The organism is Paraburkholderia gardini, from assembly GCF_907164575.1.
GTDB classification, from domain to species: domain Bacteria; phylum Pseudomonadota; class Gammaproteobacteria; order Burkholderiales; family Burkholderiaceae; genus Paraburkholderia; species Paraburkholderia gardini.
Genome location: NZ_CAJQYY010000039.1, coordinates 1 through 15,530, shown reverse-complemented (window position 1 = coordinate 15,530; position 15,530 = coordinate 1). Strand labels below are relative to the sequence as shown.

Below are 15,530 nucleotides of genomic sequence, written 5' to 3'. Positions count from 1 at the left end.
AGCATCAAGAATGGATTACCGGTATCTGGGAAAGAGCGCCCTCAAGGTTTCGCCGCTGTGTCTCGGCGCGATGATGTTCGGCGGCGAGACCGACGAGGCAACATCGAAACGCATCATCGACAAGGCATACGATCAGGGCGTCAATTTCATCGATACGGCCGACGTCTATCACGCTGGCCGCTCCGAGCAGATTGTCGGGCGCGCGATTGCCGAGCGGCGCGACAACTGGGTGATCGCCACGAAATTCGGTTATCCCACGTCGCAGGGTCCCAATGAACAGGGACAATCGCGCAAGTGGATCATCCAGTCCGTCGAAGCGAGTCTGAAGCGTCTTGGCACGGATTACATCGACATCCTGTACTTTCACCGCGCGCTCGCCGATGCGCCGCTCGAAGAAGGCGTGCGCGCCATCGGCGACCTGATCCGTCAGGGCAAGGTCCGCTATTTCGGCGTGTCCAACTTCAAGGGCTGGCGTATCGCCGAGATGGCGCGTCTCGCCGATCAGTCCGGCATCGACCGGCCCGTCGCGAGCGAGCCGCTCTACAACATCGTCGACCGCACGGCGGAAGTCGAGCAACTGCCGGCGGCCTCGCACTACGGCCTCGGTGTCGTGTCGTACAGCCCGCTTGCGCGCGGCGTGCTGAGTGGCAAATATGCGGCCGACGCGCCACCGCCCGCCGATTCGCGCGCAGGTCGCGGCGACAAGCGCATCCAGCAGACCGAGTGGCGGCCGGAATCACTCGCGATCGCGCAAACCATCGCAGCTCACGCGGCGAAGCGCGGCACGACCTCGATTGCATTCGCGCTCGCGTGGGTGCTCAAGAACCGGCTCGTCAGTTCGACGATCGCGGGACCGCGCACCGAAGCACAATGGGACAGCTACGTCGAAGCGCTACAGCTGCAACTCGGCCCCGACGACGAAAAACTCGTCGACAGTCTCGTGACGCCGGGTCACGCGTCGACGCCGGGTTACACCGATCCGGGTTATCCGGTCGAAGGACGGCGCGTCGTTTAAACGCGGCGCCTGGGCGTTCGCGCGCGATGCCGCGGTCTGGGCAAGATGTTGCTACCGGGTGCTGGCCCAGTCGCGCACGGCCTGCGCGAACAGTCTCAAGGCTGTCGGCGGGTGCCGGTTCGCGGGGTAATACAGGCATAGACCAGGAAAGGAAGGACTCCACTCGGGCAGCAGATGAACCAGTTCGCCCGACGCCAGATGCGCCACGACGTGATGTTCCGTCACCCATGCGATGCCGATGCCGGCGAGCGCCGCCTCGACCATCAGATTGAGATTGCCGAGCGTCATCGGTCCATCGACGTCGATGCTGGCGGTTTTGCCGCGATGTTCGAGATCCCAGCGATACAGCGCGCCGCTCTCGAAACGGAACCGGATGCAGCGGTGCTGCGCGAGGTCGTGCGGCGCTTTCGGCGCGGGGTGACGCGACAGATAGTCCGGCGAGGCCACGGCGGCAAAGCGCATGTCGGGACCGAAGCGCACGGCGATCATGTCGCGCGGCACGTCCTCGAGAACGCGTATGCCGGCGTCGAAACCGTCGGCGACGATATCCACGAGACGTGTATCGACGACGAACTCGACGTGGATATCGGGACAGGCGGCCAGAAAATCCGGAAGAACCTCGCGAATGATCGGCCGCGCCGCGGATTCCGACGCGCTGATGCGAATCGAGCCCGACGGCCGGTTGCGCGCCGAAGCGACTTCGTTCACTGCGTCCTCGAGGTCGGCAATCGCGGGCCCCGCGCGCCGCAGCAACTGCGCGCCCGCTTCGGTCAGCGCGACAGAGCGCGTCGTACGATTGAAGAGCCGCACGCCGAGGCGCGCTTCGAGCCCACGCATCGAATGGCTGAGCGCCGAAGGCGAAACCCCGAGCACGCGGGCAGCCGCGCGAAAGCTCCGCTGTTCGGCGATCGCAACGAAAGCAGTCAGTTCAGACAGGCCGGCGCGCAGCATAGATGAATTTTCCTCAACACCTCGTGCAAGTCTAGCTGGATTGTTGAGAGAAACACAACGGCCTAAGCTTCAATCCTGCTCAACCGCCTGACAGGCACCGCCCCGGCAAACGCCAACCGTTCGTTCGCGGCGATTCGAAAGGAGAAACATCATGCAAAAGCGCAACCTTGGAAACAGCGGCCTCGAAGTATCGGCGATCGGCCTTGGCTGCATGGGCTTGAGCTTCGGCTACGGCCCGGCGACTGAAAAGTCCGAAGGCATCAAACTGATCCGCTCGGCGTTCGAACAGGGCGTCACGTTTTTCGATACTGCCGAATGCTACGGTCCGTTCGTCAACGAGGAACTCGTCGGCGAAGCGCTCGCGCCGATCCGGGATCAGGTTGTCATCGCGACGAAGTTCGGCTTCCAGGACGGCGACTCGAAAAAGCCGCTCGACAGCCGCCCCGAGCGTATCCGTGCGGTTGCCGAGGCTTCGCTGAAGCGTCTGAAAACCGATCGCATCGACCTGTTCTACCAGCATCGCGTCGATCCGGACGTACCGGTCGAGGACGTGGCCGGCACGGTCAGGGATCTGATCCGGGAAGGCAAGGTCAAGCACTTCGGCATGTCCGAGGCCAGCACGCAGTCGATCCGTCGGGCGCACGCCGTGCAGCCGGTAGCGGCGCTGCAGAGCGAGTATTCGCTGTGGTGGCGCGAGCCGGAGCAGAAAGTGCTGCCGACGCTCGAGGAACTGGGCATCGGCTTCGTGCCGTTCAGCCCGCTCGGCAAGGGCTTTCTGACGGGCGCGATCGATGCCGCGACGGCGTTCGACAAGACCGACTTCCGCAACGTCGTGCCGCGCTTCTCCGAGGAGAACCGCAAGGCGAACGCGGGCCTCGTCGACGTACTCGGCCAGATTGCCGCCGACCGCGGCGCGACGCGCGCGCAGATCGCGCTTGCGTGGCTGCTGGCGCAAAAGCCCTGGATCGTGCCGATTCCCGGCACGACGAAGTTGCATCGCCTGAGCGAGAACGTCGGTGCCGCCGCGGTCGATCTGTCGGCTAGCGATCTCGCCGCCATCGAAGCAGCGCTGCAACAGATCACCGTGGTGGGCGATCGCTACCCGGCTCACATCCAGCAGCGCGTCGATCGCTGATTTATCGTGGGTATTCACCGCGGCCGGTACGCTGCTGGCGTTCGACGCGAGGACCGGCTGGGGCGGCCTGATGGGTCTTGTCATTCCGCCCTTCCTGTTCGTATCCGCCGCGGGCTTTATCGTGACCAACCCGATTGCCGGCGCGCTGTCGAACTGGCCCGAACGTGCGGGCGCGGTGTCGGCGCTGATCGGCGCAATCCAGTACGGCACAGGCATTCTGGGCTCGGCGATGGTCGGCATCTTCGCGGACGGTTCGCCCTGGCCGATGGGTGGGTCATTGCGCTTTTTGGCGTGGGCAGCCTGCTTTGCGCACTGTGCCTCGTGCCCGCCTCCTCCGCTGCCGCCCGCGAAGCACCCGTTACGGGCTAAACGAATACGCCGCTCGTGCATTGCTGCAAATGCCCGCCGGGTAAGACGGTCATCGCGCGCACTGCGCTGTAACATCGAAGGATATGTCGCCACGCCAGGCCCGATCCGCGGCCTGCTGCGAGACGACTGCGAGCATCCCCATGCGCAGGGTGCGCACGGAGCGATCATTCCAGACATGCCACAGGAAGCAGTGTGAAAAACGCCGAAATGCAAAATGACCTGATGGAACTGCGCGAACTCGTTCGTGAGTTTGTCAGCGAGCGCGACTGGGACAAATTTCACACGCCAAAGAATCTCGCGACAGCACTCAGCGTCGAGGCAAGCGAATTGCTGGAGCCTTTTCAGTGGCTTGTATCCGGTGACAGGAGCGAGTTGAGCGATGCGAAGCTCACCGCCATCCGGCACGAAATGGCTGACGTTCTCGTGTATCTCGTTCGTCTCGCAGACAAGCTGGATGTCGATCTCTTCGCCGCCGTGCTCGAAAAGATGGCAATCAACCGTACAAAATATCCCGCCGACAAGGTACGTGGCGACGCACGAAAATACTCCGAATACGACGACAGGGAATAAAGCCCGCGCGAAACCCGTTGCCATTGCTGGGCACGACGCACCCGTCGCCGGCAGGCTCAGCCCGGAAAATCGCGTGCTATGCTTGATCACGCAACGGAGCTTCGCGAGACAGGCTTCGAACCGCGCCGGCAGCGAGACAGCGAACCGGATATGACCTCGAACGCTGTACAGGTCGTCGCGGAAGAGAGGCCACGCAAAAGCGCAATCGCCAACCATGGACTATCGTCATCTGCAGGAACGCAAGAGTCTGCATGGCCGCATCGTGCAGGACCTCGGCATGGACATCGTGGGCGGCAAGGTGCAGCCCGGTCAGCGCCTGCCCGCTGAAGCGATGCTGTGCGAGCGCTATGGCGTGAGCCGCCCCGTGTTGCGCGAAGCGACACGTGTGCTCGTCGCCAAAGGACTGGTTGTCTCGAAGCCGCGTGTCGGCAGTGTCGTGAAGCCGCGCGCGGAATGGCACATGCTCGATCCCGATGTGCTGTACTGGACGATCAAAAGCGTGCCGGAAGGCGAATTCTTCAGCTCGCTGCTGACGGTGCGTCGCATTATCGAACCCGCTGCCGCCGCGCTCGCCGCAGCCTCGGCGACGAGCGAAGACCTCGAGCACATCGCGTCGGCCTATGAGCAGATGGAAAATGCGGAAACCGCCAGCGCGTTGCTGGACCCCGACCTCAAGTTTCATCGCGCCATCATGGCCGCTACGCACAACGATCTGCTGGGCTATATCGGCAACATGCTTTCGCTCGCGCTATCGGAATCCATCAAGCTGACAAGCCGGCATCCCGACACGCATACGTTGTCCCTGCCGCGCCACAAGGCGATCCTCACCGCGATCCAGAGTCGTGACGCGCTCGGCGCGCGCCATGCGAGCCTCGTCCAGCTCGACAACGCGCGTGCCGACGCCGAGAGCATTCTGGAAATCGCCAACCGCGACACTGCGTGAATATCCGGATATCCGGATTCAGCGGTTGACGTTCGCGATGCATGCTGCGTTGCGAGAATCGGGCATCCTGGGCATCCGCGGGACATCGGGCGCATGTCAAACCCTCTTCAGGAGACACGAAAATGATCAGCAGGAACACGATCTGTCTGTGGTACGACGGAGGCGCCCTTGACGCCGCAAACTTCTATGCCGAAACATTCCCCGACAGCACTGTCGGCGCCGTCCACCTCGCACCGGGCGACTATCCCGCCGGTAAGCAGGGCAATGTCCTGACGGTCGAGTTCACTGTCGTCGGCATCCCCTGCCTCGGGCTGAACGGCGGCCCCCATTTCAGGCACAACGAGGCCTTCTCTTTTCAGATCGCGACCGACGACCAGGCCGAAACCGACCGCTTGTGGAATGCGATCGTCGGCAATGACGGCCAGGAAAGCGCATGCGGATGGTGCAAGGACCGGTGGGGACTGTCATGGCAGATCACCCCGCGCGCCCTCACCGCGGCGATATGCGACCCCGATCGCGCGGCGGCCAGGCGCGCATTCGACGCGATGATGACCATGCAAAAGATCGACATCGCCGCGATAGAGGCGGCACGGCTGGGCCGAAACATATCCTGAAGTTGATGGCGCGCACGCGATGATATTTGAGTATCCGCATCTGCATGAGATTCAACAACACGGTATTCATTCGAACGCTTGAGGCAAGCCTGGCGACATCGCGATGCAAACGGCCGAATCGAAAATGATCAGCATATCGATCCAGCGGAGCCCGCAGGACGTATATGACTTCACGGCGCCGCCTGCCTCGTTCGCGCGCTGGGCATCGGGGCTCGGCAAGCCGCTCGGCAACGAAGGAACCGTGTGGCGATTCGAGGGCGAGAATGGCCCCGTAAAGATTCGCTTCACCGAACCCAACGCATACGGCGTGCTCGATCACTACGTCGAGTTGCCAGACGGCAGCGAGATTTACGTGCCAATGCGCGTAATCGCAAATGGCACGGGTACCGAAATGCTGTTCACGCTGTTCCGCGTGCCAGGGATGAGCGACGAAAAATTCGCCGCCGACGCGGGATGGGTCATGCGCGACCTGAACACGTTGAAAGAACTGCTGGAAGCGGAGTAATCCTGGCGATGCGGAATCGCGCGAGTCAGGTTTATACCTGAATGATCATCGGGCCCAGCGCTTCAGGCAGGCCAGGGGAGCGCAAACGACATGGACTAGTCGAATCGACAATTCCTGGCACTTCTCAGTAGAGCATGATTCTTCCACAATGGCCTCACGCGATGGGACAGCGGCGAACACTTTCACGCAATACAACTCCTGCCAGGCGTGCCCGCGCGTTCCTTGTTTTTTCCTCTGGAGAAACTGACATGAAGATAGTCGTAATGGGTGGTTCCGGCCTGATCGGGTCGCGCCTCGTCACGCTGCTCAGCGAGGCGGGCCATGAAGCGCTCGCTGCGTCGCCACGTAGCGGCGTGAATGCCGTCACCGGCGAGGGACTGGGCAACGCGCTCGCGGGAGCGGACGTCGTAGTGGATGTGACCAATGCGCCGTCATGGGAGCCGCAGGCGGTGCTCGACTTCTTCCGCACCTCGGCGCGCAATCTCGGCAAGGCTGAAGTGGCCGCGGGAGTACGCCATCATGTCGCGCTATCCATCGTCGGCTGCGACCGTACGCAGGAGAACGCGTATTTCACTGCCAAGGTCGCGCAGGAAGATGTGATCGAAGCAGCGGGTGTGCCATACACAATCGTGCGCGCGACCCAGTTCATGGAGTTCATCGGCGGTATCGCGGATTTCGGCACGGACGGCGGCACGGTGCGGATCGGCGACGGACTGTTTCAGCCGATCGCCGCGGACGATGTCGCGGCGATCCTCGCGCAGATCGCGCTCGCCGCGCCACTGAACGGCACGATCGAAATCGCCGGCCCAGACCGTGCGCCCTTCGCGGAGATTGTCGCGCGTTATCTGAAGTCGGCAGGCGACCCACGCCCGGTGGTGACGGATCGCGAGGCGCGGTACTACGGTGGCCGTGTCGAGGAACAGTCGCTCGTGCCGCTCGGCGACGCGCGGATCGGTCGCGTCAGTCTCGACCAGTGGCTGGCAAAGGCGAAAGAGGGTTGATCGCCGGTTAAGGCGAAACCTGAATCAACGCACCTTCATTTGCCTTGATCTGGGCTGCCAGCCCGATCGGCGTTGCAGCCGAGCAATAATTTCCTGGGTCAAGCATGAGCACGTCACAAAAGGTTGTCGTCGTTACCGGCGCATCGCAGGGCATAGGCGCCGAAGTCGTCAAGGCGTTTCGCTGGGATGAGGGTCCGCAGATGGCCGTTCGGCGTCCAGGAAGTAACGACCGCCCCACGCAGCGACTGTTGTGTCGCACACGCAGAAACCAGCCATGGAATCCGGATATCCAGATGGATCCCGCGCGGATTCGCCCACGCGGGTAACGCATGTCAATGCGAATGTCGGGGCACCTCGGCGCCCCGGCAACCCACCAGGAAATCGAAATCGCACCCCTGGTCCGCCTGCAGGACGTGCTCTACGTACAGATGCCGGTAGCCGCTTGCGTCAGCGGGATCGTCCCTGTGCGTCGCGCGCCACGCTGCAAGCCGCGTAGACAGTTCTGCGTCGCTTATGTCGAGATGCAACCGCCCCGCATCACAATCCAGTACGATCCAGTCGCCGTCCTGAACCACTGCAAGCGGGCCGCCCGCGCGCGCCTCGGGCGCCACGTGCAGCACCACCGTTCCGTACGCGGTGCCGCTCATACGGGCATCGGAAATGCGCACCATGTCGGTCACGCCTTGCGCCAGCAATTTCGGCGGCAGTCCCATGTTGCCCACTTCGGCCATGCCGGGATATCCCTTCGGGCCGCAGTTCTTCAACACCAGCACGGAATCGGCCGTGACGTCGAGATCGGCCGCGCCGATGCGCGCCTTGTAATCCTCCAGGTTCTCGAACACGACAGCGCGTCCACGATGCCTGAGCAGCGCGGGTGTCGACGCTGAAGGTTTGAGCACCGCCCCGTTCGGCGCGAGATTGCCACGCAGCACGAACAACCCGCCATCGGGGAACACGGGTTTGTCGAGCGGGCGGATCACTGCGTCGTCGTAAAGCGGCGCGTCCTTGCAGTTGTCCCACAGCGAATGACCGTTCGCAGTCAGTGCATCCGGATACGGTAAAAGCCCAGCCTCGCCAAGGCGACGCACCACCGCCGGCAGGCCGCCCGCGTAATAGAACTCCTCCATCAGATAACGCCCTGACGGTTGCAGATCGACGAGCGTCGGCGTGCCGCGACCGATGCGCGTCCAGTCGTCAAGTTCAAGACTTACGCCGATGCGCCCCGCGATCGCCTTCAGATGGATCGCCGCGTTCGTCGAACCGCCAATCGCCGCATTCACACGAATCGCATTTTCGAACGCTTCACGCGTAAGCAGTTGCGACAGACGCAGATCATCGAGCGCCATCTCGACGATGCGCATGCCCGACATGTGCGCGAGAACATAGCGGCGCGCATCCACGGCGGGAATCGCGGCGTTGTGGGGAAGCGAGACGCCCAACACCTCTGCCATGCATGCCATTGTCGACGCCGTGCCCATCGTGTTGCAGGTGCCCGCGGAGCGCGACATGCCGGCTTCGGCCGACATGAAATCATGCAGCGAGATCTTGCCCGCCTTCACCTGCTCGCTCAATTGCCAGACGATCGTGCCCGAACCGATATCGCGGCCCTGATGCTTGCCGTTGAGCATCGGGCCGCCGCTTACGGCGATCGCCGGCACGTCGCAGCTTGCCGCGCCCATCAAAAGCGCCGGCGTGGTCTTGTCGCAACCGACGAGCAGCACGACCGCGTCGACCGGATTGCCGCGTATCGATTCCTCGACGTCCATGCTCGCGAGATTGCGCGTCAGCATGGCCGTGGGACGCAGGTTCGATTCGCCGTTGGAAAACACGGGGAATTCGACCGGAAAACCACCCGCTTCCAGCACGCCGCGCTTCACGTGTTCGGCAAGCTTTCGAAAATGTGCGTTACAAGGTGTCAGCTCGGACCACGTATTACAGATCCCAATAATTGGCTTTCCGCCGAACTCGTGATCGGGAATGCCCTGGTTTTTCATCCAGCTCCGGTACATGAAGCCGTTTTTGTCGGCCGAACCGAACCATTGTGCAGAGCGTAGTGGGCGTTTTCCCTGGCTCATGTCCCTTCTCCTCCTTGAAAGCACCTCGATAGTAATACTATTCAAGTGGCGCTTCGTGAAGATCATGTCGACCAGGCGCTCCGTCATAAACGTGCTGTGCTGCACAGCTCTCCGTACTTCCACGACCTCTGGCGCACCGCGCGGGTTAATTAGTCGGACTAGTTAAGGGTATACATCGATTAATAGGTAAAAGGGCGTGATATAGGATTTTCGGCAACGTTGCCATGCGTGTGCGCATGCCCGCGGGGTTCATTCAGGACGTGATGCCCGGCTACGGTGCTTTTCCGGCCTGCGCCGTCATGCACAGTGAAGTGTCTGATAACTGAAAGACAGGAGACTGAGATGGCGCAAGACAAAGAAGACAAAGGTGAAGTCCAGGGCATGCGTCGCGGGCTGCTGCAGGGTGCGGGTCTGTCTGCCGCACTTGCACTGCTAGGTGGCGCGATCACGCCGGCGCAGGCGGCCGAAGGCGGATCCTTTCCCGCGCACAAGCGCTGGAAGATCGTTTTCGTCAACCACGTCACGACGAATCCGTTTTTCGTTCCGACGCAATACGGCATTCAGGACGCCACTGCCCTGCTCGGCATGGATTATCAGTGGACCGGTTCGGCCAACGCCGACATCGCCGAAATGGTGAACGCGGTCAACGCCGCGGTGGCCGCGAAGGCCGACGCGATCGCCGTGCCGATCGTCGACCCAAGAGCGTTCGACAAACCGATCCAGGCCGCGCTCGATGCCGGCATTCCCGTCTTTGCCTATAACGCGGATGCACCTTCGGGTTCGACGAATCCGCGTCTTGCGTATATCGGACAGGACCTGTACCTGTCGGGTTACCAGATGGGCGAGCGCATCGTGAGCCTGATCGATAGCGGCCTCGTCGCGCTCTTCATCGCGACGCCTGGCCAGCTCAACATCCAGCCGCGGCTTGACGGCGCGGTCGCGGCCATCAAGAAGTCGGGCAAGAAAATCGACGTGCAGACCATCGCAACCGGCGCGACAGTCAACGAAGAACTATCGAAGATCAAATCATTCTATCTGGGCCATCAGGACCTCAAAGGCATGTTCGCGGTCGATGCGGGCAGCACGCAGGGCGTTGCGGAGGTCATGAAGGAATCCAGTCTGCCATCGAAGGGTGTTCATGGCGGCGGCTTCGATCTGCTGCCACGCACGGTCGACCTGATCCATGACGGCTTCCTCGATTTCACGATCGACCAGCAGCCGTACGTTCAGGGTTTCTATACCGTGGTCGAAGCGTTCACCTTCCTTGCCTCCGGTGGCCTTGTTGGACCCGCCAACATCAACACGGGTCTGAAGTTCGTCACGAAGGGCACGGTCGATCCTTACCTGACCACCTCGACACGTTATGAGGGCAAGAGCACCAAAGCCCAGATCGTGCCACGTACGGGTGCGATCAAAGGGTGACGTCATCCGTGACGGATACCACTCAATCCGCCAAACGCCCGAGGCGCTGGTCTGGCGCGCTCGGGCGTTCCAGCGAGATTCGCATCTTCGCGGTCGCGCTCATCCTTAGCATTTACTTTGAAACCGTCAATCATGATTTTCTGCTGACGAGCGCAAGCCTTCAGAATCTCTCGCAGTTCATCGCTCCGGTGGCGATCATTGCGTTTGGCGAAATCATGCTGATGATCGGCGGCGAGATCGATCTTTCGGCCGGGATGGTCTTTGCATTTGCGCCGTTCATCATGCACTTCGCGCACGAAGCAGGCCTGCCCCCATGGCTCTCGTTGCTGAGCGGTGTTCTCGCCGCCGGCGTGGTCGGCCTGATCAACGGCGCGGTAACGGTGTATCTTCGCATCCCCTCTTTCGTCACGACGTTAGGCACACTGTTTTTCGTCAATGGTCTCACGCTGACGATTTCACGCGGCACGCCGGTTGCGCCGCCGGAGGATTCAACCTTTTTTGCGGCATTCATGGGCGGCTGGGGCTACAGCGAGATCATCTGGACGGTCGCGATTGCCGCGATGATGCACGTCCTGCTTCGTTATACGCGCTGGGGACTACATACGATCGCGTCCGGCGCCAATCCACTTGGCGCGAGTGAAGCCGGCATACATGTCAGCCGCCTCAAGCTCGGCAACTTCATCCTTGCCGCGTTGCTTGCGGGCTTTACCGGCATCCTGGAAGGCTTTCGCATCACGTCGATCGATCCGCAGGCGGGCGGCAACCAGATCATGTTTCTCGCGATTGCCGCCGCCGTGATTGGCGGCACGCCGCTTGCCGGCGGCTCGGGCACGATCATCGGCGGGCTGATTGGCGCGGCGGTGCTCGGCATCCTCAACGATGGCTTCACGCTCATCGGGATCAATGCCTTCACGTTCAACATGATTCTTGGCGCGGCGATCCTTGGCGCGATGATCTTCAACATTCACGTCGTTCGTCTCGCGCGCAAGGGAGAGTTGTGATGGCCGAAGTGATCGAGGCGCTGCGCGGCGAAGACATCGTCAAGCGTTTCGGCGCGGTCACCGCGCTTGACGGCGTTTCGCTCACGCTAAGACAGGGCGAGATTCTCGGCGTGCTTGGCGACAATGGCGCCGGCAAGTCGACGCTGATCAAGATCCTGACCGGGTTTCATCAGCAGACCACGGGCAAGCTTTTTGTGGGCGGCGAGGAAACGTTGTTGCGTTCCGTCGATCATGCCCGTTCGCTTGGCATCGAGTGCGTGTACCAGGATCTCGCACTCGCCAATTCGCTCAGTATTTACCACAACATGTTTTTGAACCGCGAGATCATCCGTCGCGGTCCAATAAGGCTGTTGAACAATCGCGCGATGCGTGCCCGCGCCGCGGAATGTCTCGAGGAAATCGGTGTACATGTCCCTTCGGTGGATCTGCCGGTCGAGCAGCTTTCCGGCGGGCAGCGACAGGCAATCGCCGTTGCGCGCGCGGTCAATTCGAATGCGAAGATACTCCTGCTCGACGAGCCGCTCGCCGCAATGGGCGCACGCGAGGCAGGGCTGATTATCGACCTGATCCTTCGGCTCAAGGAGAAAGGCGGCCTGTCCATCATCATGATCATGCACAACTACGCACAGACGCTCGATATCGCCGATCGCGTGATGCTGATGCAGCGTGGCCGCGTGACCTATCAGCGGGAAGCCGCAAGCACGTCGGTCGCGGAGCTGATGGATATCGTGCGCCGCGAGTATCGGGCAATGCGCGCCACGACGAACTGAAACCTGCCTTCACGCCCGCGCCTTCGGTTGAGTCTCGTATTCACCATCACCCGCGCCCGGGTTCGCCCGCACGTCGAAGGCACCGCCCGTCAGTTCTGGCTTGATGCACCCCGCAGGCTCGTCGCGTCAGGCCTGGACCATCGCCTGAATGTCAGGCCATGCGGCTCCGGTTGGTGTCGATTTTTTTTGCGATCTGTTCGACCGTTGCCTTCCGGATCGGAAAGCGCCTGGCGGTTTTGGTGAAGTCTGCTGCGACGGCGCTGATGCGCTCGATGGCGGCGATGGCGTCCACCCTTTTGATGTTCGTCTGGCTTGCCAGTTTAAGCAGATCGGCTTTGGCCGGCGTGCGGCCCTCGCCGCAAATATCCATTTGATGTTCACCGCCCGGACCTTCGCTGAAGGTCAGGCCATAGGCCGGAGAGAACCGCCAGTGGCCGCGATCGTTCATGCGGAAGGAGAAATTCTTCGCGTGATCATCGCGATTGTGAAAGATCACATTGAACACGCAGCGTTCGTAAGCCTTAAGGATTTCGCGGACATCGCGCGTCATGAAACCTGTGAGGCGCAGCATGGACGTGTAGTCCACGGACGACGGAACGCGAAAGTTGGCGTTTAGCGCACCGGCAACGGTATGGACCGGCACACGCCGACTACCTTCGCGATCAAAACGGGCGATACCGAAAGCTGCCAGCTTCGTATCCACATCAAACCAGGCAGTTTCTGGCATATCCAGACCACAGTCCCGTGCCAGTAAGGCATAGGTTGCCTCAATGGCGCACACCTCCTTGTGCTCGGACTCGCCCTGGAATTTCACGAGCCGGCATTGGACCGGCAGCAGGCCTAACGATTATCGAACGACAGTCCCGGCCGGCCCTGTCGATCTTCAGGGAAGTCAGGGCCAGACAGGCGGCTGAATCTAGCCGTACTGATACACACCGCGCTTCGTTTTCCGTCCGAGTTGCCCGGCGGCTACGTATTCCCTCAGCAACGGACACGCACGGTATTTCGAATCGCGAAAGTCATTGAAGAGAACATCCATCACCGACAGGCAGACGTCCAGACCGATCAGATCGGCGAGCGCCAGGGGGCCGATCGGGTGATTTGCGCCGAGGCGCATGCCCGCGTCGATCTCTTCTGCCGTGGCCACGCCCTCGGCCAGCACAAAGAACGCCTCGTTGATCATGGGCACGAGAATCCGGTTGACCACGAAACCCGGGGAGTTCCTGACGCCGACCGGCGACTTGTCGAGACGCAACGTGAGCTCGCGTACGGCTGCTTCGGTTTCAGCGCTGGTCTGCAAACCACGAATGATTTCCACTAGCGCAAGCAGCGGCACCGGATTAAAAAAGTGCATGCCGATGAAGCGCGATGGGTCCGCCAGCGTCGCACCGAGTGTGGTGATCGAAATCGACGACGTGTTCGACGCAATAATCGGGCCGGACCGCGGCTTCGATCTGTCGCAGGATACGGTTTTTCAGTTCGCCGTTTTCCGTGGCTGCTTCGATCACGATATCGACATCAGCGAGACGCTGATAGTCAGTCGACGTTTCGATACGGGCGAGCGCATTGTCACGCGCGGCTGCATCGATTTTGCCTTTTGATACGAGTCGTTCGAGACTACCCGCCAATGTCGCCATACCCGCTTCCAGCGCAGTCTCGTGGATGTCTATCATGACCGCCCTGAGCCCCCCATCGCGACAGTCTGGGCGATACCGTTGCCCATCGTGCCCGCTCCGACGATCCCAACCGTTTCGATTTTCATCACCATTTTCTTTCTCCCGATGCAGTGCGTCGCGCTACTGCATATTCTCAAACACGGCGGCAATGCCCTGTCCACCGCCAATGCACATGGTCACAAGCGCATGGCGGCCACCGATCCGCTGCAGCTCATAAAGCGCTTTCACGGTAATCAATGCACCCGTCGCGCCGATCGGATGTCCAAGTGAAATCCCCGACCCATTCGGATTGACCCTGGCCGGGTCGAATTGCAATTCCTGACTGACCGCGCATGCTTGTGCCGCGAAGGCCTCGTTTGCCTCAATGACGTCGAGGTCTTCGATTCGTAGACCGGCGCGCTGAAGCGCGATGCGCGTAGCGGGGACCGGACCGATTCCCATATAGCGCGGATCGACGCCCGCATGCGCATACGAAACGAGACGCGCCAGCGGCTTCAGGCCACGTTGCCGCGCGGTTTCGCGCTCCATCATCAGTATGGCGGCCGCCGCGTCATTGAGACCGGACGCATTGCCCGCCGTCACGGTGCCTTTGGCCTTCTGGAACGCGGGACGAAGCTGTGCAAACTCATCCGGATCGAGCTGATGACGCACGTGCTCGTCGGTATCGAATGCGATTTCCTTGCCCTTCACCCTGCGCGTGACAGGCAGGATCTGCTCCTTGAAGCGGCCCTCTGTGATTGCGTGGGCCGCGCGGCGATGCGATTCGATTGCGAGCGCGTCCTGTTGCTCGCGTGTGATGCCGTATCTCGCTGCGACATTCTCGGCGGTAACGCCCATATGCATCGCATGAAAAGGATCGTTCAACGCGCCGAGCATCATGTCGACGAGACGCGTATCGCCCATTCTTGCGCCAAAGCGCACGTCGGACGTAATGTAAGGTGCACGGCTCATGTTCTCCGCGCCGCCGCCGATCGCGATGTCGGCGTCGCCGAGAAGGATTGTCTGAGCGGCAGAGACGATCGCCTGCAGACCTGAGCCGCACAGGCGATTCACGGTGAAGGCCGGCGTCGCTTCCGACACACCACCATTGAGTGCCGCAACACGCGCCAGGTACAGGTCTTTCGGCTCTGTTGCAATGACGTTGCCGAACACAACATGTCCGACGTCGTCTCCCTTCACTTCGGCACGCGCCAACACTTCCCTCACGACGAGCGAGCCGAGTTCAGTCGGCGGCAAATCCTTCAGGCTGCCACCGAACTTGCCGATGGCCGTACGCACACCGCTAACAACGACGACTTCTCTTTGCATCTTTCACTCCTTGACTCAAACGGTGCACGCGGACTGTCTTGTCGAGTCCGCCTCGCGCTTCACATATTCGGATAGTTAGGCCCACCGCCGCCTTCGGGCGTGACCCACACGATGTTCTGCGTCGGGTCCTTGATGTCGCACGTCTTGCAGTGCACGCAGTTCTGCGCATTGATCA

The 15,530-nt window shown here is 61.5% G+C and carries 16 protein-coding genes and 2 pseudogenes; 12 read left to right on the top strand and 6 right to left on the bottom strand.

Annotation, left to right across the window (positions count from 1 at the left end; translation table 11 throughout):
- The first annotated feature begins 10 nt into the window (after window positions 1–10).
- Window positions 11–1,015 carry an aldo/keto reductase gene (locus LPA34_RS24725; protein WP_228983418.1) on the top strand — a complete coding sequence of 335 codons (1,005 nt, stop codon included), beginning with the start codon at window positions 11–13 and terminating at the stop codon, window positions 1,013–1,015.
- Between the two features lie 51 nt (window positions 1,016–1,066).
- On the opposite strand, the gene LPA34_RS24720 is transcribed toward LPA34_RS24725, so the two are convergent.
- The gene (locus tag LPA34_RS24720; protein ID WP_228983416.1) at window positions 1,067–1,966 is read right to left on the bottom strand and encodes a LysR family transcriptional regulator; all 900 of its coding nucleotides are present in this window, start codon (window positions 1,964–1,966) and stop codon (window positions 1,067–1,069) included.
- Between the two features lie 151 nt (window positions 1,967–2,117).
- Here LPA34_RS24720 and LPA34_RS24715 point away from each other — a divergent pair, with 151 nt between their 5' ends.
- The 8 genes and pseudogenes from LPA34_RS24715 to LPA34_RS24680 all read left to right on the top strand — a co-directional run.
- Window positions 2,118–3,101 carry an aldo/keto reductase gene (locus LPA34_RS24715; protein ID WP_228983415.1) on the top strand — a complete coding sequence of 328 codons (984 nt, stop codon included), beginning with the start codon at window positions 2,118–2,120 and terminating at the stop codon, window positions 3,099–3,101.
- Between the two features lie 70 nt (window positions 3,102–3,171).
- Window positions 3,172–3,666 (top strand): hypothetical protein, encoded by a 495-nt coding sequence (locus tag LPA34_RS24710; RefSeq protein ID WP_228983414.1) that lies wholly within the window; start codon window positions 3,172–3,174, stop codon window positions 3,664–3,666.
- An 11-nt stretch (window positions 3,667–3,677) separates the two neighbouring features.
- Window positions 3,678–4,040 (top strand): nucleotide pyrophosphohydrolase, encoded by a 363-nt coding sequence (locus LPA34_RS24705; RefSeq protein ID WP_228983472.1) that lies wholly within the window; start codon window positions 3,678–3,680, stop codon window positions 4,038–4,040.
- Window positions 4,041–4,254: 214 nt separating this feature from the next.
- Window positions 4,255–4,983, top strand: a complete 729-nt coding sequence (locus LPA34_RS24700) for a FadR/GntR family transcriptional regulator (RefSeq protein WP_228983413.1) — start codon at window positions 4,255–4,257, stop codon at window positions 4,981–4,983.
- A 122-nt stretch (window positions 4,984–5,105) separates the two neighbouring features.
- Window positions 5,106–5,597 (top strand): VOC family protein, encoded by a 492-nt coding sequence (locus LPA34_RS24695; RefSeq protein ID WP_228983412.1) that lies wholly within the window; start codon window positions 5,106–5,108, stop codon window positions 5,595–5,597.
- A gap of 124 nt (window positions 5,598–5,721) precedes the next feature.
- Entirely contained in the window at window positions 5,722–6,102 is a 381-nt protein-coding gene (locus LPA34_RS24690; protein WP_228983411.1) for an SRPBCC family protein, read from the top strand.
- 248 nt (window positions 6,103–6,350) lie between these two features.
- Entirely contained in the window at window positions 6,351–7,103 is a 753-nt protein-coding gene (locus LPA34_RS24685; RefSeq protein ID WP_228983410.1) for an SDR family oxidoreductase, read from the top strand.
- A gap of 104 nt (window positions 7,104–7,207) precedes the next feature.
- Window positions 7,208–7,285 (top strand): annotated as a pseudogene (locus LPA34_RS24680) (3-oxoacyl-ACP reductase); the annotation flags it as partial.
- 150 nt (window positions 7,286–7,435) lie between these two features.
- Here the strand turns inward: LPA34_RS24680 and LPA34_RS24675 are convergent.
- Window positions 7,436–9,178, bottom strand: a complete 1,743-nt coding sequence (locus LPA34_RS24675) for an IlvD/Edd family dehydratase (RefSeq protein WP_228983409.1) — start codon at window positions 9,176–9,178, stop codon at window positions 7,436–7,438.
- Between the two features lie 342 nt (window positions 9,179–9,520).
- Between LPA34_RS24675 and LPA34_RS24670 the strand changes: the two genes are divergently transcribed.
- Genes LPA34_RS24670 through LPA34_RS24660 form a run of 3 tightly spaced genes read left to right on the top strand, consistent with a single transcriptional unit; the run spans window position 9,521 to window position 12,371 of the window.
- The gene (locus LPA34_RS24670; RefSeq protein ID WP_228983408.1) at window positions 9,521–10,600 is read left to right on the top strand and encodes a sugar ABC transporter substrate-binding protein; all 1,080 of its coding nucleotides are present in this window, start codon (window positions 9,521–9,523) and stop codon (window positions 10,598–10,600) included.
- 8 nt (window positions 10,601–10,608) lie between these two features.
- Window positions 10,609–11,601, top strand: coding sequence for an ABC transporter permease (locus LPA34_RS24665; protein ID WP_407672619.1), 993 nt, complete (start codon window positions 10,609–10,611; stop codon window positions 11,599–11,601).
- Window positions 11,601–12,371 carry an ATP-binding cassette domain-containing protein gene (locus tag LPA34_RS24660; RefSeq protein ID WP_228983406.1) on the top strand — a complete coding sequence of 257 codons (771 nt, stop codon included), beginning with the start codon at window positions 11,601–11,603 and terminating at the stop codon, window positions 12,369–12,371. Before LPA34_RS24665 ends, LPA34_RS24660 begins: the two co-directional genes overlap by 1 nt.
- Before the next feature lie 151 nt (window positions 12,372–12,522).
- Here the strand turns inward: LPA34_RS24660 and LPA34_RS24655 are convergent, their stop codons facing one another.
- From LPA34_RS24655 to LPA34_RS24640, 4 genes and pseudogenes are all read right to left on the bottom strand, one after another.
- Entirely contained in the window at window positions 12,523–13,185 is a 663-nt protein-coding gene (locus LPA34_RS24655) for a type II toxin-antitoxin system HipA family toxin (RefSeq protein ID WP_228983405.1), read from the bottom strand.
- Window positions 13,186–13,287: 102 nt separating this feature from the next.
- Window positions 13,288–14,133, bottom strand: a pseudogene (locus LPA34_RS24650) (3-hydroxybutyryl-CoA dehydrogenase).
- A 34-nt stretch (window positions 14,134–14,167) separates the two neighbouring features.
- Entirely contained in the window at window positions 14,168–15,355 is a 1,188-nt protein-coding gene (gene bktB, locus LPA34_RS24645; protein WP_228983404.1) for a beta-ketothiolase BktB, read from the bottom strand.
- 59 nt (window positions 15,356–15,414) lie between these two features.
- A partial coding sequence (locus LPA34_RS24640) for a 4Fe-4S dicluster domain-containing protein (protein ID WP_148092860.1) occupies window positions 15,415–15,530 on the bottom strand: 116 nt, incomplete at its 5' end.